31 protein-coding genes are annotated in these 23,393 nt (G+C 34.3%); 16 read left to right on the forward strand and 15 right to left on the reverse strand.

Translation table 11 applies throughout. The features are described 5' to 3' along the window. Nucleotides 1-83: 83 nt before the first annotated feature. A complete protein-coding gene (locus NMAR_RS00110; RefSeq protein ID WP_012214407.1) occupies nt 84-989 on the forward strand; it encodes a transcription initiation factor IIB in 906 nt (301 codons plus the stop codon). Here NMAR_RS00110 and NMAR_RS00115 read toward each other — a convergent pair whose 3' ends face one another. After that, on the reverse strand, nt 990-2,444 hold the full coding sequence (locus tag NMAR_RS00115; protein ID WP_012214408.1) for a cation:proton antiporter: 1,455 nt from the start codon (nt 2,442-2,444) through the stop codon (nt 990-992). 115 nt (nt 2,445-2,559) lie between these two features. Between NMAR_RS00115 and NMAR_RS00120 the strand changes: the two genes are divergently transcribed. Both NMAR_RS00120 and cysC read left to right on the forward strand, forming a co-directional pair. Further along, nucleotides 2,560-3,102: a hemerythrin domain-containing protein gene (locus tag NMAR_RS00120; RefSeq protein WP_012214409.1), complete on the forward strand. Its 543-nt coding sequence runs from the start codon at nt 2,560-2,562 to the stop codon at nt 3,100-3,102. A gap of 36 nt (nt 3,103-3,138) precedes the next feature. Further along, the gene (cysC, locus tag NMAR_RS00125; protein ID WP_148679991.1) at nt 3,139-3,654 is read left to right on the forward strand and encodes an adenylyl-sulfate kinase; all 516 of its coding nucleotides are present in this window, start codon (nt 3,139-3,141) and stop codon (nt 3,652-3,654) included. Here the strand turns inward: cysC and NMAR_RS00130 are convergent. The 5 genes from NMAR_RS00130 to NMAR_RS00150 form a co-directional block, all read right to left on the reverse strand. After that, nucleotides 3,646-4,461 carry a 3'(2'),5'-bisphosphate nucleotidase CysQ family protein gene (locus NMAR_RS00130; RefSeq protein ID WP_012214411.1) on the reverse strand — a complete coding sequence of 272 codons (816 nt, stop codon included), beginning with the start codon at nt 4,459-4,461 and terminating at the stop codon, nt 3,646-3,648. The genes cysC and NMAR_RS00130 overlap by 9 nt on opposite strands. Nucleotides 4,462-4,469: 8 nt before the next feature. Beyond that, nucleotides 4,470-4,676 carry a hypothetical protein gene (locus NMAR_RS00135; RefSeq protein ID WP_012214412.1) on the reverse strand — a complete coding sequence of 69 codons (207 nt, stop codon included), beginning with the start codon at nt 4,674-4,676 and terminating at the stop codon, nt 4,470-4,472. Nucleotides 4,677-4,716: 40 nt separating this feature from the next. Beyond that, entirely contained in the window at nt 4,717-5,460 is a 744-nt protein-coding gene (locus NMAR_RS00140) for an SDR family NAD(P)-dependent oxidoreductase (protein ID WP_148679992.1), read from the reverse strand. 266 nt (nt 5,461-5,726) lie between these two features. Next, the gene (locus NMAR_RS00145; RefSeq protein WP_012214414.1) at nt 5,727-6,155 is read right to left on the reverse strand and encodes a hypothetical protein; all 429 of its coding nucleotides are present in this window, start codon (nt 6,153-6,155) and stop codon (nt 5,727-5,729) included. Between the two features lie 37 nt (nt 6,156-6,192). Beyond that, on the reverse strand, nt 6,193-6,744 hold the full coding sequence (locus NMAR_RS00150; RefSeq protein WP_012214415.1) for a hypothetical protein: 552 nt from the start codon (nt 6,742-6,744) through the stop codon (nt 6,193-6,195). Nucleotides 6,745-6,869: 125 nt separating this feature from the next. Between NMAR_RS00150 and NMAR_RS00155 the strand changes: the two genes are divergently transcribed. Then, complete coding sequence (locus tag NMAR_RS00155) at nt 6,870-7,517, forward strand: Snf7 family protein (RefSeq protein WP_012214416.1); 648 nt, start codon at nt 6,870-6,872, stop codon at nt 7,515-7,517. 143 nt (nt 7,518-7,660) lie between these two features. Further along, a complete protein-coding gene (locus NMAR_RS09905) occupies nt 7,661-8,665 on the forward strand; it encodes a hypothetical protein (protein ID WP_012214417.1) in 1,005 nt (334 codons plus the stop codon). A 2-nt stretch (nt 8,666-8,667) separates the two neighbouring features. Here NMAR_RS09905 and NMAR_RS00165 read toward each other — a convergent pair whose 3' ends face one another. Together NMAR_RS00165 and NMAR_RS00170 are read right to left on the reverse strand one after the other, a co-directional pair. Next, nucleotides 8,668-9,141, reverse strand: a complete 474-nt coding sequence (locus tag NMAR_RS00165) for a hypothetical protein (RefSeq protein WP_012214418.1) — start codon at nt 9,139-9,141, stop codon at nt 8,668-8,670. Between the two features lie 100 nt (nt 9,142-9,241). Continuing rightward, the gene (locus NMAR_RS00170; RefSeq protein WP_012214419.1) at nt 9,242-9,883 is read right to left on the reverse strand and encodes a hypothetical protein; all 642 of its coding nucleotides are present in this window, start codon (nt 9,881-9,883) and stop codon (nt 9,242-9,244) included. A gap of 316 nt (nt 9,884-10,199) precedes the next feature. Here NMAR_RS00170 and NMAR_RS00175 point away from each other — a divergent pair, with 316 nt between their 5' ends. The 7 genes from NMAR_RS00175 (at nt 10,200) to NMAR_RS00205 (ending at nt 13,770) form a co-directional block, all read left to right on the forward strand. Further along, nucleotides 10,200-10,487 carry a winged helix-turn-helix domain-containing protein gene (locus NMAR_RS00175; RefSeq protein ID WP_014964168.1) on the forward strand — a complete coding sequence of 96 codons (288 nt, stop codon included), beginning with the start codon at nt 10,200-10,202 and terminating at the stop codon, nt 10,485-10,487. 3 nt (nt 10,488-10,490) lie between these two features. Further along, nucleotides 10,491-11,498 carry a helix-turn-helix transcriptional regulator gene (locus NMAR_RS00180; RefSeq protein WP_012214421.1) on the forward strand — a complete coding sequence of 336 codons (1,008 nt, stop codon included), beginning with the start codon at nt 10,491-10,493 and terminating at the stop codon, nt 11,496-11,498. After that, entirely contained in the window at nt 11,495-11,845 is a 351-nt protein-coding gene (locus NMAR_RS00185) for a hypothetical protein (protein WP_012214422.1), read from the forward strand. Before NMAR_RS00180 ends, NMAR_RS00185 begins: the two co-directional genes overlap by 4 nt. 59 nt (nt 11,846-11,904) lie before the next feature. After that, entirely contained in the window at nt 11,905-12,099 is a 195-nt protein-coding gene (locus tag NMAR_RS00190; protein WP_012214423.1) for a hypothetical protein, read from the forward strand. Nucleotides 12,100-12,140: 41 nt separating this feature from the next. Further along, complete coding sequence (locus NMAR_RS00195) at nt 12,141-12,854, forward strand: 7-carboxy-7-deazaguanine synthase QueE (RefSeq protein ID WP_012214424.1); 714 nt, start codon at nt 12,141-12,143, stop codon at nt 12,852-12,854. Nucleotides 12,855-12,917: 63 nt separating this feature from the next. Further along, a complete protein-coding gene (gene folE, locus NMAR_RS00200; protein WP_012214425.1) occupies nt 12,918-13,475 on the forward strand; it encodes a GTP cyclohydrolase I FolE in 558 nt (185 codons plus the stop codon). A 40-nt stretch (nt 13,476-13,515) separates the two neighbouring features. Continuing rightward, complete coding sequence (locus tag NMAR_RS00205; protein WP_148679993.1) at nt 13,516-13,770, forward strand: hypothetical protein; 255 nt, start codon at nt 13,516-13,518, stop codon at nt 13,768-13,770. 2 nt (nt 13,771-13,772) lie between these two features. Here NMAR_RS00205 and NMAR_RS00210 read toward each other — a convergent pair whose 3' ends face one another. The 3 genes from NMAR_RS00210 to NMAR_RS00220 are packed head-to-tail and all read right to left on the reverse strand — an operon-like array spanning nt 13,773 to nt 16,132. Further along, nucleotides 13,773-14,447: a 7-cyano-7-deazaguanine synthase gene (locus tag NMAR_RS00210; RefSeq protein ID WP_012214427.1), complete on the reverse strand. Its 675-nt coding sequence runs from the start codon at nt 14,445-14,447 to the stop codon at nt 13,773-13,775. A 3-nt stretch (nt 14,448-14,450) separates the two neighbouring features. After that, a complete protein-coding gene (locus NMAR_RS00215) occupies nt 14,451-15,374 on the reverse strand; it encodes a homoserine kinase (protein WP_012214428.1) in 924 nt (307 codons plus the stop codon). After that, entirely contained in the window at nt 15,374-16,132 is a 759-nt protein-coding gene (locus tag NMAR_RS00220) for an ATP/GTP-binding protein (protein ID WP_012214429.1), read from the reverse strand. Before NMAR_RS00220 ends, NMAR_RS00215 begins: the two co-directional genes overlap by 1 nt. A 167-nt stretch (nt 16,133-16,299) precedes the next feature. On the opposite strand from NMAR_RS00220, the gene NMAR_RS00225 reads away from it, so the two are divergent. Continuing rightward, nucleotides 16,300-17,316 carry a lysylphosphatidylglycerol synthase transmembrane domain-containing protein gene (locus NMAR_RS00225; protein WP_148679994.1) on the forward strand — a complete coding sequence of 339 codons (1,017 nt, stop codon included), beginning with the start codon at nt 16,300-16,302 and terminating at the stop codon, nt 17,314-17,316. 34 nt (nt 17,317-17,350) lie between these two features. Then, nucleotides 17,351-18,145: an SDR family NAD(P)-dependent oxidoreductase gene (locus NMAR_RS00230; protein ID WP_012214431.1), complete on the forward strand. Its 795-nt coding sequence runs from the start codon at nt 17,351-17,353 to the stop codon at nt 18,143-18,145. Between the two features lie 7 nt (nt 18,146-18,152). Here the strand turns inward: NMAR_RS00230 and NMAR_RS00235 are convergent, their stop codons facing one another. From NMAR_RS00235 to NMAR_RS00250, 4 genes are all read right to left on the reverse strand, one after another. Further along, a complete protein-coding gene (locus NMAR_RS00235; protein ID WP_012214432.1) occupies nt 18,153-18,557 on the reverse strand; it encodes a hypothetical protein in 405 nt (134 codons plus the stop codon). Nucleotides 18,558-18,568: 11 nt separating this feature from the next. Next, a complete protein-coding gene (locus NMAR_RS00240) occupies nt 18,569-18,880 on the reverse strand; it encodes a hypothetical protein (RefSeq protein WP_012214433.1) in 312 nt (103 codons plus the stop codon). Between the two features lie 153 nt (nt 18,881-19,033). Beyond that, complete coding sequence (locus NMAR_RS00245) at nt 19,034-20,269, reverse strand: glycosyl transferase (protein WP_012214434.1); 1,236 nt, start codon at nt 20,267-20,269, stop codon at nt 19,034-19,036. Between the two features lie 39 nt (nt 20,270-20,308). Then, nucleotides 20,309-21,415, reverse strand: coding sequence for a thiamine biosynthesis protein (locus NMAR_RS00250; RefSeq protein WP_148679995.1), 1,107 nt, complete (start codon nt 21,413-21,415; stop codon nt 20,309-20,311). 84 nt (nt 21,416-21,499) lie between these two features. Here NMAR_RS00250 and NMAR_RS00255 point away from each other — a divergent pair, with 84 nt between their 5' ends. Together NMAR_RS00255 and sat are read left to right on the forward strand one after the other, a co-directional pair. Beyond that, a complete protein-coding gene (locus NMAR_RS00255) occupies nt 21,500-22,225 on the forward strand; it encodes a phosphoadenylyl-sulfate reductase (protein WP_012214436.1) in 726 nt (241 codons plus the stop codon). 1 nt (nt 22,226) lies between these two features. Continuing rightward, nucleotides 22,227-23,369: a sulfate adenylyltransferase gene (sat, locus tag NMAR_RS00260; RefSeq protein WP_012214437.1), complete on the forward strand. Its 1,143-nt coding sequence runs from the start codon at nt 22,227-22,229 to the stop codon at nt 23,367-23,369. Nucleotides 23,370-23,393 lie beyond the last annotated feature (24 nt).

A 23,393-nucleotide genomic window follows, 5' to 3' on the forward strand; every position in this document is an offset into this window, starting at 1 on the left:
CTGGGCAATTACAGGCTCAAAAATCCCAAAAAATAACTTGTTGATTCATAAATACCACCAATCCTAGGATTCCAGAATCAATTATGGTAAGTAAAACAAAAGAACTCTGTCCAAGATGTGCACAGGGAAAATTAGTAACTGATAATGAATCTGGAGAAATGTTTTGCTCCAAATGTGGTTTTGTAATTACTGAAAAATTACAAGAGGCAGGTCCAGAATGGCGTTCTTTTACACAAGATGAACATGGAGATCGAGCAAGAGCAGGAGCTCCTACTTCATTAACAATGCATGATATGGGTCTTGCAACAATTATCAATCCAGTAAACAAGGATGCATCTGGTAGACCACTTACAGCTTCAATGAAAAGTACCATTGAGAGATTAAGGACCTGGGATAGTAGAAGTCAGGTTCATGAACCAGTTGACAGAAACTTTAGACAAGCATTTAGTGAATTAAACAGACTAAAAGATAAACTAGCAATTTCTGATGCAGTAATTGAAAAGGCAGCTTACATTTACAGAAAAGCCCTTGACAAAGGACTTGTTAGAGGCCGTTCTATTTCAGCACTAATGGCATCAGCACTTTATGCTGCATGTCGTGATACTGAAACTCCAAGAAATCTCAAAGATGTAGAGCAAGCAGCAAATATCAAAAGAAAAGATATCGCAAGATGTTACAGATTACTCGTTAAAGAACTTGATTTGAAGATGCCAGTTACAGATTCAATTCAATGTGTTGCAAGAATTGCAAGTAGAATTGGAATTGCAGAGAAAACAAAAAGATACGCAGTCAAAGTTCTCAAAAAAGCACAAGAAAATGAGGTTTCTGCAGGAAAAGATCCTATGGGATTAGCTGCTGCAGCATTATACCTATCATGTGTCAAAAATGGTGAGGATAAGACTCAAAGAGACATTGCAGAGGCTGCAAATGTAACTGAAGTTACTATCAGAAACAGGTACAAAGGACTCAAAGAGTCACTTGAACTATAATCATTCTTGAGAATTTACTTTTTTTACAAATCCACCTTCTTTTGACTCATCAACAATTTCTTCTGATTCATCATTAGATGTATCATCAGGATCTTCTGGCGGTTTTACGAATCCACCCTTTACAGGTTCAGGTGGTGGAATATTTTTTGATCTTCCCATTCCAATTGTTGTAATAATTACAGACGATAAAATAATGAAAAATATTATTTGTGGATATGCTTCAGCATTAGGCAGACCCATTGTTATTGGATATGTTGCAAGTACTGCAGCAGCTAACCCTCTAGGAATCATAGCATTTGTAACAGCTTTATCTAATTTGGAAAATCTTTTCGTTAATGTTATTCTTGCAACAATTCCTCTTCCAAAGAAAACAGCAATTGTAATCAAAATTCCAAATATCATGTATTCTATTTGTCCAAAACTTGCCATCAATCCAACAAACACAAAGAAAAATGCTCTTACCAAAAATGTGAGTTGATTGTGAGTTGGGTCATCCATCTCAATTTTTGGAAGTTTGAATCTAAGAATACGCGCAAGATGATTCTTGTTTCCTAACATCAAACCAAATACTAGGGCAGTCAAAGCACCTGACTCTCCAAATGAGTTTGCCAAGAAGAATAATACAAACAAAATTCCTAATGTGAGCATATATCCATGTTGAGCGTTTCCAAGCTTTGTTGATACATACATCCAAGGGATTCCTACACCAAATCCAAGAACAAGACCTACTACAACTGCTCTTCCAATAGTTTCTTGTAGTATTTGTAAATCAAATGTTCCTGCAAGTACTGCCTCAAATAGAATGAATGCTACTATTGTAGCCAAAATATCAGTTAATGCTGATTCAAAACTAAGCATTGACTTTGTTTCATCTGAAATTTTGACATTTCTGACTAATCCAAATACAATTGCAGAGCTACTTCCTCCTACGATAGACCCTAGCAGTATACTCTCTAACCAAAGCCATCCTAACGCATAATGAGCTGCAATTGAAATCATTGCAACTGACAAAATAAAACCCAGAATAGCTAACGTTGATGAAAAATGTGCTGTCCTTATCACATGTTTGATATCTAAATTCAATCCACCATCAAACATGATTATTATCAGTGCAAGAGCTGCAAAGTATGGGACCACTTGAAGTACAGCTTCCGGTTGAATCAGACCAAGTACTGGACCTAAAATGACTCCTAAAACCATTAAAAATGCGACATCAGGAATTCCTGTTCTTTTGAAAAACGCCTCACCTGCAACTCCAAGAAAGATAACTACTCCTGCCGCAAGTAAAATCACATGAGCTGGAGCAATGAAACCGTCTTGAGAAGATAATGTTCCAACTGAATTCTCTATCTCTGTAAGTTTTTCAAAAATAAAACTTGAATCAAAATTAGATAATGGAATTTCACCACTTTGCCCTCTGATCAAATTCAAAATAGACAAAATTATCGGATTCATTTATGACTGCATCTACATACCTTCGGATAAAAATTAAACTAGATTTAGTTGATGATTTTAGGCTCAGTGGTGATTTTAGATACACATTAAATCAACCATAATGTAATTTTCTTACTTGAGTGGTACTGAGACATTACGTGAAGATCATAAACAGATTCGACGATTAGAAAAAGTCATCATAAAATGCTATACTGAACTTTATGCAGGAAAAAACATTCCTTTTTCTGATATTGACAAAATTACATTAATTATTGAAGAATTTTTGGACTCTATTCACTATTCTAGAGAAGAAGACTCGTATTTTCCATGTGTTGCAACATATGATCACCTAAAACAAGAGATCAGAGGACTGTTAATTGAGCACGAATTTTCTAGAAGAATTGCTTTACAAATCAAAAAACATCTCAAAAGATGGAAAGAAGGTGAAGATGCAAGAGAACCTGTTGCAAGATATCTGAAAACATATTCTGTGTATCTCATGGATCATATGAATAAAGAAGAAGACTTTTTTGATAAGGCAGAAACCGAAGTTTTGTCAAAAGAAGAAGAATTAGACATGTATGAGCAATTTAGATCGGTCATGACAATTTCAAAAAAAATGGAAGACATGATTAAAGAAATTGAATATCTTGAAAATCAACCCTGGGTTCAAAATTAACGTAAGCTCTTTATGGGTAAATCAGAAATTTTTTGCATGAAACCTTTTGTTCTTTGGATGACTGGTCTTCCATGTTCTGGAAAGACTACCATCGTAAAAGACTTGCAAAAAGACATTCCTAATTTGGCAATGCTTGACGGAGATGAATTAAGAGAATGGTTTTCTCCAAAAGATTTCTCAAAAGCAGGACGTGATGAACACAACAAAAAAGTTGCACACTTGGCAAAACTATTGCTAAAACATGGTGTTCCAAGTGCAGTATCTCTAGTCTCACCATATCTTGAAAACCGAGAAAATGCCAGAACTATTGTCGATGCAGGTGATCAGTTTGCAGAATGCTATGTCAAATGTTCACTAGAAGAATGTGAGAAAAGAGATGTCAAAGGCATGTATGCTAAAGCAAGAAAAGGAGAAATCAAAGGATTTACAGGAATTGACGATCCTTATGAGGCTCCTGAAAAAGCAGATCTCATAGTTGACACAGAAAATGAGTCACTTGGTGATAGTGCAAACAAAGTAAAGGAATTTCTTAAATCAAGAAACCTACTCTAATTTTTTAAATTCATCAACTATTGTTTGATGAATAATTCCATTTGTAACTAGAATTCCATTTTGATGATGAACTTCCCTGTTGTTATATGAAATGTTGTTTCCAAGCATATCTGTCATCTTTCCACCTGCCTCAGAAATTATGCAATGTGATGCAGCTGAATCCCATTCTTTCATTTTATCTGTAGTAGTGATGTATGCTTCAGCTTCACCTGATGCAATTTTTCCAACCTTTAATGAACTACCAATACTTGTAAAATCTTCAATTCCTAATTTTTTGATAAAGGCTTTTTCTTTTTCTGATAGATGATGTCTTGAACCAACAGTTCTACATTCTGAAAGTTCTTTAGTTGTAGTAACTGAGATTTTTTTCCATTCTTCATTAGAATATCTAAACGCACCTTTTCCTTCTTGCGCTACAAATAATGTTTTTTCAGTTGGCCAACCTATAACTCCAAGAATAGGTTTTTTATTTTTTACAAGAGCAATCATTACAGTAAACTCTCCAGTTTTGTCAATAAAATCGGAAGTACCGTCTAACGGATCAACTATCCAAATTACTTCTTCAGATAATCTACTTTGATCATCTTTGTCTTCCTCAGACAAAATACAAAATTTTGTCTGAGACAAAATCCCTTTGATTATCTCGTTACTTTTTAGATCTGCTTCTGTTATTGGGGAATCATCTTTTTTTGTAAATTCTTCAAATTTTCCCTTGTAAATCTCTAAAATTGCACTTCCAGCTTCTTGCGCTGCTTTGATTGCAATGTCTAATTCTGGAATTTTATCTAAAATTGGTAAATTCTTCAAATTTTCTCCTATGTTGTAAGTTCAGGCTTTAATGTCCATACTACTCCGAGTGCAATAAACGGAATCGAAATAATTCCAATGATTCCAAGAATTGTGAAAAATTGAGATTCTGAAACTAGAGGATTGTTTATGATCCAAGGAAGTGGTAAAGATACGATTATCCAAATAATTCCTAATAATATAATCAACTTTGCTTTTGCTTTTCTATCTTTCATCACTGTTTACTCCTTCAGGTGCTATTAAATTCATATGAATTTACTTAGTTGATTCTCCCCCATCTACTGCTAAAATTGCACCTGTAGTCCATGCTGCATCATCTGAGGCAAAATATAGTACAGCTTTTGCCACTTCTTCAGGTTCACCTATTCTTCCTAATGGGTGCTCTGCATTCATGAAATCTCTATCTTTTTGGGTTTTCACAAATGGTTTTGTCATATCAGTATCTACTACTCCTGGACAAATACAATTAACTCTGATTTTATCTTTAGAATATTCAAGTGCCCAACATTTTGTGAGTACAATAAGTGCTGCTTTTGTTGCAGAATATGCATCTGCATTAAATCCTTGATATGCTTTTAGTCCTGCATCTGATGAAATATTAATTATTGAACCTGATGTTTTTTGTAAATGAGGAATTGCTTCTTTAGTAACTCTAAACTGTCCTGTAAGATTTACATCTAAAACTTCATTCCATTCTTCATCATCAATTTCATGTAATTTTTTTATTTTTGGGAAAACTCCTGCATTGTTTACAAGAATGTCCAATCTGCCAAATTTTTCAACGATTTTTTTTATTGCATTTTTTACATCCTCTGTTTTTCTTACATCAGCTACAATTGCAAATGAATTAGAAATTTCAGAAGATACTTTTTCTAACCGCTCCTGAACTTTCCCGGTAATTGCTACATTAGCTCCATTTTCTGACAAAACCTTTGCAGTAGCAAATCCGATGCCCCTACTTCCACCAGTTACTAGAGCTACTTTTCCTGATAAACTCAATATCTTTAACAAAAAAATTCGTAATTTATAGATCGATTTTTTTAAAATAGGAATAAAATATTTCAATAATTCTAAAATTATTTGTAATTTATTAGATAAACTGTTAAATAGTTGAAGTTCCTATAATAATTAATGCCGAAGGATATAATTCCTATCGACTAAAATCGCGTAACCCCGCAGAACGATATAGGCAATCAAGCGCTGAAGTCGTTTGACAACGAGAGGGAATCTCTCATAGTTCTGCAATGAAGGGGATTACGCCTCTTTTAATTTTGTAAAATACTAACAGATACCGAACCCATCACATTTCCATTTGGATTGATACTGATCTTTACTTGCTGTTTTTCTGAAATCATAATTTGATTTTCTCCAAGATATTCCCATGTATAATATTCAGAAATTCCTGTTTCATGTAGAGTGTTTTCTAATTTGAAATCTTCAGAAAATTCTATACTATAACCATCTAATGAAATTGATAAAATTTCTGGACTACTTCCATTTGGAACAAATCTAAAATAATATTCACCGCTTTCTATTTCAAAAGTTTCTGTATATTCTCCATTTACATACAATTGTGGGTCTGCTAGTGTCACATGAAAAACAATACCATCATCTTTCTCAGATGAATCCAAAGACAACACCATAACAAATCCTACAATTATTGCAATAGGAACGATGATGATTTTTTTGTTCATAAAATTATTTTGAAAATCCCATTATAAAAATAAATTTCTAGTTTTCTCTTATTTTTTTGGTTAGTGCTTCTATTTTTTCAAGTTGTTCTAAAATCCATGGGTCATTTATCAAATCCATAATTTCTTCCATTTTGAATAATTTCGGTGTAGTCATACCTTCTTCAAAATCATATAATTTGATAATTCTATTTTTTATATTTTCAGATTCGATCTTTTTGTTCTGTGCAAAATTATGTGCAAAATCATTTCTAATTTCTCTAATTTCATTTAGTTTTTGTTGAATCTTTATTCTTGTTTTTTCCTCAATTTCTTTTTTGAATTCTTGATGATTTTTCATTATTCTTGATATCCAAACTATTTTTGTTCCAAAAGATGCGGTTCTATCCTCATCAAATACAGTTTTTGCCCACAACGGAAAATCATTTTTGTCACGTAAAAATAAGTCTGAAATAATTACCGTTAGTGTTGAATCTAAAACTGAAACATAGCTAAGAAAATTACCTCTAATTCGATTTACCAAATTGACATATTCTTTATCTGTTAATTCTTTGGAATTATCTGGCAAATCAAAACCAAATGGCTCACTCATGAGTTATGCCTAGAAAAATGGTAAATAGATTTTTGGATTGATTTTTCATCTTTGTTAGTGAAGTTACACACGCTGTGAATCATTCTTTACACCTGAAATTAAGTACATTTTCCTAAACCTAAACCATGGCTAATTTGAGTAACAAGTGGACTAAACCACCTACTACTAGTATTACTGAAAAAATTGGTGATACTGTCAAGCCTAAAGGTGCTCTAAAACCACGTGTTCAAGAAGGAGTCAAAAGATTACGATTACAGATTCAAAAATTAGACAAAATGCTATCTGGATTGAAAGAACGTGATGAGCAATTATTTGCAAGAATTGTAGAGGCAACCCAGAAACATGATACTCAAACAAGCAAGGTTCTAGGAAATGAACTAGCAGAAATTAGAAAAGTTATCAAAATTATGAGCAGTGCCAGAGTTGCTCTAGAACAAATTGAATTACGATTAACAACATTTAGTGATTTAGGAGATACAGTAGTAGCTATCATGCCAACAATGGGATTGATGAAGAATCTCAAATCCTCTCTTGGAAAAGTAATGCCTGGAGCAGAAGCTGAAATTGGTCAGATGGCAGAAATGTTAGGTGGATTTATGACTGAAAGTTTCTCAGGTGATGCTGCATTTGGAATGGATGAGACAACAAACGCAGAATCTGATGCAATTCTTAAAGAAGCAGCAGCTGTTGCAGAAAGCTCTGCAGGACAAATGTTCCCATCAGTTCCTACTGAATCAGCAGCATCTACAGAATCAACTTCAAAGTTTTACTAAAAATTATTTTTCAAAAATTCTCTTGTTATGTTATAATATTTACTACTGATCAAACCTATTTTCTTATATTCAATTTTTGTCGTTTTGTTCTTGAGAGTATTTTGACTGAGAATCTAAATAATACTATGCCGTGAGGATTAAAGTTGAATAATTATCTAATATTTGGCTTTATTCTGTCAGCCATTTTCATCCCTATCACTTCTTATGCAGACAATGTTGAATTAGAAATATCTGCACCAAAAATTGTTGATAGTACTGGTAATACTGTAAACGAGATTTTTGCTCCACTAAATGGGGTACCTTTTGCCTATCAACCATCTGCAATACTGCAAAATACTGGAACATCTCCAATAGATTTTACCTTTTATGCTATGGTTGATGATGGAAATGAACTATTGGAACTTAGTTCCTTTTCAGCATCAATAAATCCTAATCAAGACTTTACACTTGCTTTGACATGGAATCCACAAAAAGAAGGCAAACATACACTCATTTTTGGAGTGTGGAATAATCTTGGAGAAAAAAATGATCTAATTACGCCAATTGAATTAGATGTAAATGTATTATCAAAAGATTCTTCAACCAATTCTATTCAAATCGCATCATTTGTTGATCCTACCAAAGATCCACAAAGCTACATTGACAGATACAACAATGAAGAATCATACAAAGAATGGTTTGATGAAAATTATTCGCAATATGATTCCATAGAGCAGGCAGTAGGGTTGCCGGAAGCATTAAAAGAAAAAGTACCGACATGGGTAAAAAATAACGCAAAATGGTGGTCTGAAGGAAATATTGATGATGACACATTTGTTAGTGGTGTCCAATTCTTAATGAAAGAAAAAATTGTAAATATTCCTGACTTACCTGAACAATCTTCAGAAAAAACAAAACCAACTTTTGTAGATGAAACCAAAGATCCACAAAGCTACATTGACAGATACAACAATGAAGAATCATACAAAGAATGGTTTGATGAAAATTATCCTGACTATACTATTGAGGAAGCAGTTGGAATATCAAAACCAATTCCTGGATGGATAAAAAATAACGCTGATTGGTGGTCTGAAGGATTAATTTCTGAAGATGAATTTGTTAAAGGAATTGAATTTCTAGTAGAAAATAGAATTTTAATTGTAAACTAGAACTATTCTGATGCTTCTCGAGATTCTTTGATTTTTCTAACTCGACTACCTTCATCATCAATAATTCTATCAACACCAGATAATTTCTCTCGTAAATTATTGATAATGGTGCCTACCTCATCAGCTTCTGCTTCAACTTGCTTTCTCTTTTCGGCAAGTTCTGAAATTCCTCTGTTTTCCTCCTCTATGTACTCGTTGACCTTTTGGAGTTTCTCTTTGAGATTCTTGATATCTACTGATTCTTCTTCAATATCTTTTTCAAGTAAAGTTCGCTTGTCTTTGAGATTCTTAATCATTAAACCAACATAATCAATTGCCTCTTCAAGCTGAGCACGTTTTCCCATTAATTCCCCAATTCCAATCTGACTTGGAGTCTCTGAAACTGTAGATTCTGGAGCAGCCTCTTGTTCAGTATTATCTTCAGGTCTCTCTTCTACCATTTCTCCGCCCTCTTCTTTCTTGAATTTATCAAACATTTTATGATTTACTTTCTAAAATGGGAATAAAAAGTTACTATGAATCTCAAAGCTGACAAGGTGAATGATTTTTACTCAAAAAAAGGAAAAATGTGGTGAATTATTTCACCGAAATTGAATTTCTGAACTCTTGGTTAAAATCAACTGATTTTTCAAAACTGGTATCTCCAATCTGAAGAAATTTGATATTTTGACCCATCTCAGGATTTACTGCTGAATTAAAGAAAATTTCAAAGACATTCTCATTGTCTGAAAACTTACCAGAAAATACAACTTTGTAACTGAGATCCTCTTCTGAGGCAGTTCCATGCAGTTCTACATGGGAACCATTGGATTTTCCACTTAATTCTATGTCAAACTCTCTTTCTCCAAGACTTAGGACTCCGTTAGTTGAAATCTCCCACAAGTCTTGCCCGACTTTTACTGCTTTTCCATCAAAGAGAGTAATTCCAGCATTATAGGCCTTGTAATTCATTATTGCCCATCCTGATATGTCAGATGACATCATTCTCTGCATATCTTCTTTCGAAGTATCAGATGGCAAGGCATAACGTTGGACTTTGAGCTTTCCATCAACCATTTTTTCGGTTAGGATTACTCCTAGTCCCTCATTTTTGGAACTTCCTTTTGGCTCATAAACTCCAGTATTGTCTGCAAACGAGTAGGTTACAGTAATTGGAGATGCACCAAGCATCAAAAGGACAGCAATAACACCAATAGTTCTGTTTTGGGGTTTTACCATGAATAGTACACTTCAAAATTATACATTAGGAACAGACAGGAATCGTTCTGTTCTTTATATAGTAAATTTCAGCAAAAACTTCTAAAATCTATCAATTTCAGACATTTTTTCTCAATTTGTCAAAAAGTATGTTTTTTGCAAGAAATCTAGTATTTTTCATACAAAAAACTAGGCACAGAATTTCTAGGAATTTTCTCCTCCGCAACGATTTTGCCAAAAATTGACAATTTTTTCTGTTCAAAATGGTGTTCCGCTACGTGTTCCGCTATGGTGTTTCAAAACATTCCTCAATAACTAATTGATTGTATACTATACCATGTCAAAACAACAATACAGGTCCGAAATGGGCATCATGGGTGATATCCTAAACGTTACTGCTGATGGCGGTCGTGAAGGAATCATTGTATCTGCAATATCTCGCAAAGCCAACCTATCTCACTATGCAGTACTAGACAAATGTGAGAAACTGGTAGAAGCAGGCTTAGTCGAGTCTGTCAAAAACGACAGAAATAGAGTCTTTCAAATCACTGAAAAAGGACTTCAATTTTTCCAAGAATTCAAGAGATTTCAGGGACTCGTGGAGAGCATGAACCTAAGGTATTAGCCAATGAATCCCCAAATCGTACCAATTCATAGGACAGAGTCTCGAGAAGATGGAATGCTTTTTGTAAGGACTGATGGTATCATCGATACAATGGTTAATGCACCTCTGATAGTTGCAGGATTGCTGGTTGTAGCACTAACGATACCTTTGCAGACCTCATTTGCCACTACTCGAACTCTTGATCTAATCATCAATTCAGATGGTTCTACACATATCTCCTCTCAAATTGATGTGGATTCCTCAAACTTTGAGTTAAGTCTCTTTGGCCCATCTATTGACAACTTTGTTGCAATTGGGTCAGATGGTACGACATTATCTGGTGAAGTCATTGAAGATAAAGCGATGATTCAGACGAGTGATCATTCTTCTATCACCGTAAACTATGATATCCACGACTTAATTTCTAAAGAAGGTAGGATCTGGACATTTTCATTTGATTCTCCTACAAATTATTCCCTCCTAATGCCAGAAAACTCTGTCATTGTTGGAATGAATATTCTACCTGAAAACATGGAACAACTTGATTCTCAAATTAAATTAGATATATCTCCTGGTTCTGCACAAATTGATTACATCTTTAGTACTCCTGTAGAAACACCTACAACTCCACCTGAATTTTCATTTGATTCAGTAACTATTGGTTTGATAGTTGGCCCAATTGCAGCAGCTATAATTGCTTCAGTAATTGTGGTAAAAAAGAGACAATCAAAACCTCAATTACAAACTGAGATAATCCAGGATATTCCTAAACCCACAACTGATTCACTAACTCCTGATACAATCTTTAATCTCAGACCAGATATGAGAGAAGATGATAAAGAGATTGTAAAATTCATCTCTGAGAATGGTGGTGAAGTCTTTGAAAGTGAGCTAAGAAAGAAGTTCCTTCAACCAAGAACCACAATGTGGAGAGCCGTAAAAAGACTAGAAAGATTAGGTGTAGTTGAAATTTACAAAAAAGATCTTCTAAATATGGTCAAATTACGAAACGATTTGGAGGAAGAGAATTGAAGAGCCTAACGTTACTTGCACTATTGGTATTGACAGTAGGCATCATTTCTACAAACCAAGCATTTGCAGAACCACTAGATTCTGTTAGCACCTCTGTTTCAAACTATGATGGAGATTCTGCAACTGTAGAGATTACCTGGAATAACGATGATTCAGTGAAAAATTACAAAGTTGGCTGTGTTAGTTGTACTCCAAATATTGTAGAATTCACAACTGGTAATAGTATGACCATAGATAATGTTACACCATTCCCTAATGGCTCATCTGCATTACTTTATGTGATTAGCTATGATTCCGAAAACAACATCATAACTGCAAAACAACTCATAGTCAATCTTAATCAGTAATTTTCAAACTCCCAAAAATTATCATAAACTTATTATACATTTTCCAAACAGGATTGAGCATGGCATCTAAAGCAATTACTGTTGGTGTGGGAATTCCAATGATTGTGGTTGGCGCTTTGATGGCATGGTTATGGGCTCCAATGGAAGGAGATCTTCAAAATCAAGTAGAACTAATTGGAAGTACAATTGGCATTCTAGGCATAGTGTTCTTTATTTCTGGATTGTTCTACACAAAAGAACCAGTGATGCATTAGAAACTCACTGAATAAATAATGAAAAAAATTACCATTATTACTTGAAAGTTAGATTATTTGAGATATTTACATCCGTAGAAGGGGAAGGCATTCTTTATGGAACAAAGACACTTTTTGTAAGACTAGCAGGTTGTCCATTTACTTGTTTTTATTGTGATACAAAAGAATCTCTTCCACTTGATTCTGGAACAGAATACTCTATTGAGGATGCAAATCAACTAATTGACTCTAACCTAAAAAATCAAACATACAAAGTAAATTTCACAGGAGGTGATCCTCTTATTCAACATCAAGCAGTTGCATTACTTGCAAAACACATTCAGGAGAAAAAAATCCCAACATATCTAGAATCATCATGTTTTGATATTGATAGATTCAATCACGTCTTGCCATTTATTGACATTGTAAAAATTGAATTCAAAACAAAGGATTCAGATTTTGTAGACTCTCAACACTATGAGAAACTAATTGGCCATACCATGAAATGCTTGGAATCATCAGTCTCTGCAAAAAAGATAACCTACATCAAAGTAGTTGTCAGCTCAAAAACAAAGCCTGATGATTTTACACAACTAGTCAATCAAATCTTTGATATTGTATCAAAAGATGACATTGATGGATTCATCATCCAACCAACTTATGGTGTTGCAGAACCTTCACTTGATTTGTTGTTGAGTTTGTATGATATTGTTTTTCCACACTACAACGAAGTCAAGGTTGTTCCTCAACTGCACAAATTCATTGGCGCACCATAGTTACCACCAACCTAAAAATCCGATTACGTTCAAATACTAGAAAAATCGTCTCAAATCATCAAAATGGATGAAGAACGTGTAAAGAAACTTGTCAGAGAATTGATAATCGAAGTTGGCGAAGATCCTACCCGTGAGGGCTTGCGTGAAACACCTGAAAGAATCGCAAACATGTATCAGGAAATCTTTTCTGGATATGACTCTGATTCAGAATTAGCTGTTCAATTCTCAGAAGATTCTGACGTAGTTGTAGCACGTGATATTCAGTTTTACTCAATGTGTGAGCACCATATGCTTCCATTCTTTGGTAAAATCCACATTGCATATTCTCCAAATGGCAGAGTCTTTGGAATCTCAAAACTAGTAAGACTAGTTGAAAAGTACTCTAAACGACTCCAGATTCAAGAACGCCTAACCAAAAACATTGCAGATGAACTATACTCTCAAGGTGTCAAGGGAGTAGTTGTTTTAGCTGATGCAGAGCACCTATGTATGAAAATGCGTGGTGTCAGAAATGATGCAACACTATCATCATCAGCATTTAGAGGAATTTATGAAAATAAAGAGGATAAAGAGAGCATTATGACTCTAATTCGAAAACGTGCTTCAGATTCTGCATATTAGATACTCAAAAATTAAATACCGATTCTATTTCAAAAAACTCATGGATGACGGAAGAAAGATTGCATATATCCCAAAAGAAGGATGGCCAAAATTTACTTGGTATGCAATTGAATTTGCAATAGTCCTTGCAGTCTGTATGTTGATTGCAAGAGAAGTTGTTGCAACTCTATCCGAATTGTCTCCAGACCTTCAGAACTATATCTGGTGGGGAATCACTGGATTGATTTTCTTGGCATGGTATATTGGAATAAGAGGATTTATTCTAAAAAAGAAAATTCTAAACAACAGATACTAGAATTATTTTAGATATTTTGTTTTGTCTGTAACTCCTGCTTTCTCAAATGCAATCTTTCTATTATTGCAAGACTCACAAACACCACAATGCAGTTTTTTGTTTGAATAACAACTCCAAGTTCTAAAGATGGAATCACCTAACACTTTCTTTCCTTTCTTTAACAAGTCACTTTTTGATAACCCTTCTCTGTATGGAGACCAAATCTTTATCTTTTTTCTTATTTTTGAATTAATCCCATCAATCTCGCCTTGATTGAATGCTGATTCTAGTTTCTTTGCAAAGGCAGGTCTGCAATCCGGATAGTACTTGTCTCCTGTATGTGCACCATAAACGACTAGGGATGCGTTTAGGGTATATGCCCATGCAGATGCAACTGAGAGAAACACTGCATTTCTAATTGGTACTACTATAGAGTACTCAAATTTGCTTGGAATCTTTCTTTTTGAGCTAGTCAAGACATTAGAGTCACCGTACAACTCTTTCATAAAACCAATATCGATAATCTTGTGCTGTTTTAGTCCTAATTTCTTTGCAAATGATTTTGTAGCAGAAATCTCCATGTTTGCTTTCTGACCATATGAAAAAGTAATTCCATACAACTCGTACTTTGATTTTAGAAATGATACTGCACAAACAGAGTCAACTCCTCCACTAAAAACAACTACTGCTTTTTTCATGACTCATCTTCTTTTGTCTGCAGCACCTTTACTTGGTTTGCAGATTACTGTCTGACATTCTGTTTTTGCTGATGCAAATCCTCTTGACATTGCAGAACTGATCTTTTTCAAATCAGCTGAACTTTTAGAAAATGCAATTACTGAAGGTCCTGCTCCACTGATTGTTACGCCTAATGCCCCTGCTTTTAGGGCATTTTCTTTTACCTTGTCAAATCCTGGAATCATATGCTTTCTTGCAGGTTCTACAATTACATCTTTGATTGAGTTTCCGATTAATTCTGGATCTTTTTTCATAAATCCTGCAACAATTGCAGATGCGTTTGATAAATTCAAAATACTGTCTGTTAGTTTCACTTTCTTTGGAATTACTCCTCTTGAAACCTTGGTCTTCTTTTTTGGAACCTCAAGTTTTGGAACAGCAACACACATTCTAAGATTTGTTGGAGGATCTACTCTGGTTACTTGCAATGGATTTGTTTTAACAATTACAAATCCTCCTAATACGGAAGCTGCAACATTATCATAATGAACTGATCCTGCACTTGCTTTTTCACCAGATCCTGCAAACTCTACTAGAGAATTTCCATCTAACTTTAATCCAAATAATTTGTCAAATGCTACTGCTGTAGCAGCAGCTGATGCGGCACTACTTCCCATTCCAAATCCTGCAGGAACGCCTTTCTTGATTTTAATCTCTACTCCACTTTTTATCTTGAATTTTTTTTTCATATTTTTTACAACTAGTCCTGCAGTATTATTGTCTGGCTTTGTTGGAATGTTGTCATCAGTTACTATTGTGATTCTACTTTTTGTTTTGGTGAGAGTCACTTCGTCATAAAATGCATCTACTGCCAAACCAAATACGTCAAATCCTGGACCTAGATTTGCTGTAGACGAAGGTGCTTTTACTGTAACTTTTGATGCCACTAATCTTCTACCTCTTCGCCCAAATTAAGAATTCTGCTAAGAGCTCCCTCTAGATTGACAAATCCATCTCCAGTTACATTTGAGATTGGAATTAGTCCCTGTGCAAATCCGCTAAGATTCAATCCTCTCAAGATGTTTGTAGTCAGAGTATAGGTATCTCCATCTGCATCATTTGCAATAGCACTCTCCAAAGTACTCAAACTACTTGACCATTGTAGAATGTTTTTGAGATTGGCCCCAATAAGATCAGTTTTTGTCAGTACGTTGATTGTTGGTAGATTAAGTCGTAGTCTAATTGATGTTGCTAAAAGTGCAATTGATACAAAATTAACTGGAGTTGTAATCAATGCACCATCAAAAAGAAACACACTTGTTTTCTCTTCAGATGAAATGTTGTCTATAAGAAAACGTCCGCTGGAACGATATGCAAATAATTCAATTTGTCCTGGTGTGTCAACTATGAGATAATCTGGATTCACTCTGTTTACCTCATTTTGAATATCATCAATCTTTGATGCAATCAAATCAGCTGCCATAACTAGTGCACCATTTGGACCAAGATCATATTGTTGCATGATGGACACAATATCTACAAAGTCTCTGACATCAACGTCACAGCTATATGGTAAATTTTCTACTCCAGGATCCAAATTTAGAACTGCAGTAAATGCACCGTTCTTTGTATAGTAATCATATAGTTTTGATGAGAGTAATGATTTTCCTGAACCTGCAGTTCCAGAAACAAAAATGGTCTTCAATCTGTCTGATTCATAATCTGCTCATATTTCAAACTAGTTGAGAATTACAGAATATTTTTGAGGCTAATCTCAATTAATTACAGAATTTGTGCATGGTTTTAGGCGTGAAAACTCTACTAAACCGATTTTGTCAACTTTCATATTTGATCCTTCAAAGAAATCATCAAATGAACTGGAGACTTGCAGCTATTCCTGCTACATTAATTCCAATTATCATTATAGCTATTCAATTTGATATCAAACCTGAAGACGTTCTTGCAATCGGTTTCTTTCCATTTGTCGGTGCAGTTGTAGCAATGATGATAAAACTAGGACTTCAAGGAGTAAAGTTTGCCTACATTGCAAGGAGATATCTTGGCAATTTTGATTCTGTTTTGAAATTAACTGGAGTTCGTGTCGGTAGTGAGTTTATCAAATTTACAACTCCGATGTTTATTGGAGCAGAATTCATCGTAATCTATTATTTGCACAAAAAGGGAGTAAAGCCCTCAAAATCAACATGGATTGCAATAATGGATATTGTAACTGAAGTGTTTGCAGCTGGATTGTTATCTATAATGGCAGGAATAATTGCACTGCTAAATGGAGCATATGTTGTTGCCGCAGTAGTTTTGGGAACCAGCATTACTGTCACCACATTGTGGATGGTACTATTCTTCTTGTCTTCTAAACGCACATTCCAAGTTCCTAAAGTTTTGGGAAAACTTGCACAAAGATTTGGAAAAGAGAAAGGTACCAAGTATATAGAACAAACAAACTCTTGGATGGAAGAAGTGTGTACTATGAGTAGAGAAAATCTCAAAACTTCTGAATCAAAAAAGGTCTTTACAATATCATTCTTGTTTTCAATAGCATCTTGGTCATTTTATGGAATTTCATTTATGATCATTGCAATGGGAACTGGATATGTTATCAACGCATTTGATTCTATTATGGCTGTAATGGGGGCAAATGCAATTGGAAATCTTCCAATCACTATTGGTGGTTCTGGCCTTGCTGAATTTGGAATTGTTGCATATCTTAACAATCTAAATCCATTTGACTTTGATGCTTCCCAAGGTGGTTTAGCTTGGGATGCAGTAATAGGCTGGAGAATTGCAACATACTATGTACCAATTGTGATTACTTGGTTGCTTTTAGTAAAACTAGCCTTGAGTAGAATCTCAAAACCTCAAGCCACATAGAAACCACTTTATCTTAAAACGATTTTTTTGATTTGTGGATTTCAAAAACAAAACAGTATTGATTACTGGAGCATCATCTGGAATCGGAAAGCAAACTGCAATTGAATTTGCAAAGCTTGGTGCGAACATAATTCTTGTTGCAAGAAGAAAAGAAAAGTTGGATGAGCTTGCAAGCGAATTAGAAAAATTCAAAGTAACAACATTTGTCTGCAAATGTGATGTCTCAGATAAAACGCAAGTAAAAGAAATGTCAAAGACTGTTTTAGAAAAATTTGATTCTGTTGACGTGTTGGTAAATAATGCTGGTTTTGCAATTTATGGTTCTGTTAAAGATCTATCTGTTGATGAAATAGAATCCCAGATGGAAACAAATTATTTTGGAATGATGTATTGTATCAAAAACTTTCTACCTTCCATGTTGGATAAAAAATCTGGTCATATAGTCAATGTTGCATCAGTTGCTGCAAGCTTTGGCCTTCCTGGAATTGCATCATATTGTGCATCAAAATTTGCAATACTAGGATTTTCAGAGGGTCTTAAACATGAACTACATGGTACTGGAGTAGGAATTACTGTTGTTAGTCCAATAATGGTTAGAACAGACTTTTTTGATCATCCTTCATTTGAGAAAATGCCAAAATATTCCCCCACATCACTTAGTTCTAAAACTGTTGCAAAAGCAATTCTAAAGGCTGCAAACTCTCCTAGATTAGAAATTATTGTTCCTTCTGTGGTTAGAAGTGCTGTATGGTTAAAGCATACATTTCCTTATTTCATTAACCCTATCATGGGAAAGTCTTTCAAAAAACAATTAGACGCTGTAAAGTAATTCTGAATTACTCTTCTTCGTCATCATCTGCGGCTTCATTAGAGCCTACATCTAACAATTCAAGTGATTTTAACTCAAATTGATAAATTGCATTCATATCAATCTCTTTTTCTTTTTCTAAATACTCTGAGACTTTTTTGCTAAGTGGTGCTTTGTGTTGATCAAAAACAAATTCATAGACTTCTCCTTTTAACAAGTCATCTATCTTGACACTTTTTGGAACATCCATAGTTACAATGTGTCTTCCGTCTTCTACAGCATCATACAATTGAACATCAATTTTGTTATCTTCGTAATAAAACTCTAGTATGTATCCAGATTTTTTTAGTTCTTCAGGTTTTTTGAATTTTGCATTCTGAATCTCATCAGTAACCCATTCAGGAATTTCATCTTCTTTTTTCTTTTTTACCATAATAACTCACGCTAGTTTTCAGCTTTTTCTTTTTTGCTCTTTGACCACCATTCTAAATAGTCATCATGCTTATCATCACGTGTTCTTTCTTTTTGGTTGAGTTTGTATCTGATGTCTGAAACTTGTTCTCTTGTTGCGTAAAGACCACATCGTTTACAAACAAAATTTCTTCTATTCTTCTCATCCATCTTCATTGGAATGTCAATTTCATCGTATAACTTGAAAAGATCCTCTCTGCTTCTTTCTTCTTCAGGAACTTCAGATTCATATTTTTCTTGAATCTTTTTTCTCTCTCTGTGTGTACATTCTGGACAGTTAGGCACTGATGATTTGGCTTAATTTTTTCCATAAAAGCGTTCCCACATTGTAAATTGATCGATAAACATCTGACACGCGGATTTTTTCATCATCCCTTTCGGTCCGTTCGCCCATCGAAATCCCGCGTGCCAGACGAGCAAAATTCAAAAAATAATGTATTATCTCTTTTCTTCTAACGTTTGGGCAGCAATCTTTGCTGAATTTTCAGCCCCGTTTGGGACAAAATTCTTTGAAAATTCGTTTAAACTCTCTTCAAATCTCTCATAATTTGCTCTAATCTTTGATATTCCTTCAATTACCTGCTTTGTTTTTGTGGCTAGAATTCCCAAATTCTTCTCTTCGGCCCATTTGATGTTGTTAGTGTGCTCATCATAGATGGGAATGCCGATGATTGGCTTTGTTTTACCACCCATAATCTCGCCCATTACTGTATGTGAACCATTCACTACAGCATATTTGCATAGATCCAACACAGTATCCTTTTCCTGTTCTGAAAGAAATCCAATATCAATCTGAATCCAATCTATTTTCTTCTCTAATGCATCAGATATGGAATATCTCTTTCCATCTTTGCCAATAACAGAATCAATATTTGGATCATTTCTTGCATGTGAAATTATCCTCTTTTCTGTTTTCATTTCCTCTTTATGAAATACTTCTTCGTATCTTTGACCAGTTCCATCATTTGTTGATTTGTTTCCAGTTCTCATCCAATACCCAAATTCATCATTCTCAATTAGTTTTTCAAGATCAGAACTGTCAGTCTTTTCAATTTTCTTACTGTTTGTAAAGTGACCAACATAAGTCACCTTTTCTTCAGCTTCTTCTATGACATTTAGATTGTACTCACACATTGTATAAGGTGGTGGAGAGTCTGCAACAAGAATCTTTGATGCTTTTTGAATTTGTTTTGCAACAAATATCAGTGATGGATATAGATATGATCTTGAATTGTATAATCTCGGTCTGAATTGATTTGTTATGAATAAGCTTGGTATGTTTCTGTTTTTTGCTAAAATATTTGATCCCATATCTCCATCATTAATTACCAAATCAAATTTTTCTTTATTGTAGAGTTTTCTCTCTTCTCGAAGATAATTTGCAATCTGTCTTACTAGTGGTGGATTCTTTGAAATTGGTAATAGCAAATTCATTAATGACATTGAAACACTTGGACCAAACTTTCCATCAATAGGAGTTGGCATTAAAATTTCATGAATTTTCTCTCTTTCATCTGGAAATTTTTTCAACAATTTTTCGTATACGTGGTCTTTGCTGGAGAAATGAACCTCAAAGTCTTCTTTGATGTGATCTCCAAGAACTTCATTTAACCTCATCATTCTTGAATAGTGACCACTTCCCCATGGGTAGATGAATTCTCCTATTTTGAGCACAATATGCAACCAAATACGCTGTTTAAATTCTCAATGATTCTATTCTAGCGAATCCAAAATATCATGTACATTGTTTGGTCCAGCCTGAATGGAAATCACTTTTTTTGTTTTGAGTGCTTTTTCTACCTCTTTTTTCACAAAAACAGGAATTTCATCTGAACTAATGGCTGCAATATTTTCTAATTTCTTGATATTTCTCTCCAGTCCAATCTCTTTTGCTTCATCAAACAAGTTTGTGTCTACTCCAGCTAATGGAACTAGGGGAATCTTCTTTTTTGAAAATACTAGTTTTAGTGCGTTATCCAGAAAATCTGATGAAAATATTTGTGGTGATATAGCTAAAGACACTCGTTTAATTGAAGACTGTAGCATTATTTCTACAACTGAATTTACATATGTTAGATAATTTTTGACACCTTTTGGATTTATTTTCAGATGAAAGAACTCTAATTCGATTTTCTCTTGAACTAGTCTTGGAATTATTTGGTTTAGTGTTTTAGCTAGGTTCATCAACTCTGATTTTTGTCTATAACAGACTATTACCTTTGTATCGTATCCTTGCTTTATGGTCTCATAACAAGAAACTGCAGATAATTCATCATATACTGCACAAATTGTTTTCTCACTTTGTGATTGATATGGGATACCGCCTTTTCCTTTATCTGAAAAAATGCAGATGTATGCATTATTCTTTGTTAGATATGTATACAATAATTTGTCGTAATCTTGTTCTGTTCCTGGATGTGCACCAAGCTTTGATTTTTTTTCTATAATACTTGATGTAGCTGCAATCTCTACGTCCTTTACAAGAAATCCTTTTGATATTCCTTCAACTTTGACTAGAAATTTTTCACCTTTTAGAAGTAAATTTCCCCCTACAGAAGTGATTTCAGAAACAATTTCTTGATAATCATTTTTTTTCTGTCTTGCAATTGCAACCTCTTGAATTCCAAAAAGCATGTTGATTGCAGATGATGCAAATACTGGATCATTTGCATCTACTAAAATAATCTCTCCGTCTCTCTTTACTGATTTGAATTCTTGATTTTTTATTTTGAGAATCTTTTTGATATTGGAAATTAACTGTGGAATTTTATTTTTTGAAAATATAGTCGGAAAAACTACAACATATGATGTTTCATTCATATTTTCTACTTTGAAATCTACTTGTTTATAATTTAGGACAAAACTTCGGGTAATCAATATAAAACAAATACTTCAAGTGAATATGTGACTAGATTTACACAAGAACAAGTAGATGATCTCAACTCAAAGATAAAAACAGCTGAAGAAGCTCTTCAATGGGTATCTGATAATTTACATCCTAAGGTTGCAAAAGCTTCTAGCTTTGGTGCAGAAGATGCCGTCATAATGGATATGATGTTGAAAATTAATCCTGAATTTAGATTCTTTACTTTGGATACAGGACGATTACCTCAAGAGACATATGATATCATGGATGTCTTGAGAAAAAAATACCATATTACAATTGAAGTGTTATTTCCTGATACTAAAGAAGTTGAAGATATGGTAAAAGAAAAAGGACTAAATTTGTTCTATGAAAGTGTAGAGAACAGAAAACTCTGTTGTGAAATACGTAAAGTCCATCCAATGAATAAAATGTTAAGTACACTTGATGGATGGATTACTGGATTAAGAAGAGAGCAGACCAAAATTAGAGAAGATGTTACAATGTTCCAACTTGATCATGGACATGGTGGTATTCTCAAGATCAACCCAATAATTGATTGGACATGGGATCAGATTCAAGAACATATCAAAAAATATGATTTACCATACAACAGCCTCCTTGACAAGGGCTATCCTAGTATTGGATGTGAACCATGTACCAGACCAATAAAGCCTGGAGAAGACATTCGAGCAGGAAGATGGTGGTGGGAACAAGGAGAACACAAAGAGTGTGGCCTTCATATAGAGCGTAAAAGAGTGGAATAGTATGTCAGAAAACGATTCAATCAAACCACATGGTGGAGTACTAGTTAACAGAATTACAAATGTTGATCCTAGCGGATTATTCTCAATTACAATTTCTGAAGACTTGGCAAATGATGTTGAAAATATTGCAGATGGTATCTTTAGTCCCCTAGAGGGCTTTTTAGGCCAACAAGACTTTGAGAGTGTTATATCAAGAGGAAGACTTGCAAATGATCTTGCATGGACCATTCCTATCGTATTAGACGTTGATGAAGAAACTGCAAATAAAATGAAAGATGCAGTAGACGTACTATTGCAAAATCCAGATGGAATTGGTATTGCAGTATTACATGTTGAAGAAGTTTATACTTTTGACAAGGAAAAAACAGCTAAAGGAGTCTATGGCACTAATGATACAGCCCATCCAGGTGTAGCATACACAATGTCGATGAAAGATTTCCTAGTTGGTGGAAAAATTGATTTTATTCAAAGACCAAATGATACTGAAATTAGAAAAAATAGACTAACTCCAAAACAAACCAGAGAAGCATTTGCACAAGCTGGATGGAAAACTATTTGTGCATTCCAAACTAGAAACCCTCCACACGTTGCACATGAGATGTTACAAAAGACATCAATTACAACAAGAGATGGAGTATTTGTAAATCCTGTAATTGGAAAGAAAAAATCTGGTGACTTTGTTGATGAAGTAATTGTAAAATGTTATGAAACAATGATCGAGCATTACTATGCAGAAAATAGATGTAAACTAGGAACTCTACATACTCAAATGAAATATGCAGGACCAAAAGAAGCAATTCATCATGCAATCATGAGACAAAACTATGGTTGTACTCATATCATTATTGGCAGAGACCATGCAGGAGTTGGAAAATTCTATGATCCAATGGCAGCACAAGAAATCTTTTCAGATTATCCTGAACTAGATATTGCTCCAGTGTTCTTCCCTGCATTCTTTTATTGTAGAAAATGTCTTACATACACAACTCCAAAGGCATGTCCACATGATAATGATGACAAAGAGCAAATCAGTGGAACTGCATTAAGAGAAATGATTCAAAACGGACAAGCACCTTCTCAATTTATCCTAAGACCTGAAGTTGCACAAGTAATTTTGGATCATCCAAAACCTTTTGTTGATTAGATATTTATTCAATCAAACTTGCAC

This window comes from Nitrosopumilus maritimus SCM1 (assembly GCF_000018465.1).
GTDB classification, from domain to species: domain Archaea; phylum Thermoproteota; class Nitrososphaeria; order Nitrososphaerales; family Nitrosopumilaceae; genus Nitrosopumilus; species Nitrosopumilus maritimus.